The sequence below is a fragment of the Bifidobacterium jacchi genome (assembly GCF_009078285.1).
Taxonomy (GTDB): Bacteria; Actinomycetota; Actinomycetes; order Actinomycetales; family Bifidobacteriaceae; genus Bifidobacterium; species Bifidobacterium jacchi.
The window spans coordinates 840-1,132 of the sequence record NZ_RQSP01000101.1 but is presented as its reverse complement, the minus strand read 5'-3'; the positions used below and the strand labels follow the sequence as shown (position 1 = coordinate 1,132).

Here is a 293-nt window from a genome sequence, read left to right as displayed (position 1 = left end):
GCTCAGAAGCAGCCATCCTTGAAAGAGTGCGTAACAGCTCACTGGTCTAGCGGCTCCGCGCCGACAATGTAGCGGGGCTCAAGCACACCACCGAAGACGCGGCAGCACGTTTCGTGCTGGGTAGGAGAGCGTCCCCCGGGGGGCGAAGCCGTGGCGTGAGCCGATGGTGGACCTGGGGGGAGTGAGAATGCAGACATGAGTAGCGAGAGACGGGTGCGAATCCCGTCCGCTGGATGACCAAGGGTTCCGGGGCAACGCTCGTCGTCCCCGGGTGAGTCGGGTCCTAAGGCGAG

Annotated in this window: 1 rRNA gene (only partly in view); it reads left to right on the top strand. The window is 64.5% G+C overall.

The features are described 5' to 3' along the window. Positions 1-293: ribosomal RNA gene (locus EHS19_RS10480) — 23S ribosomal RNA — on the top strand; its annotated part runs 839 nt beyond the window's last position; the annotation flags it as partial.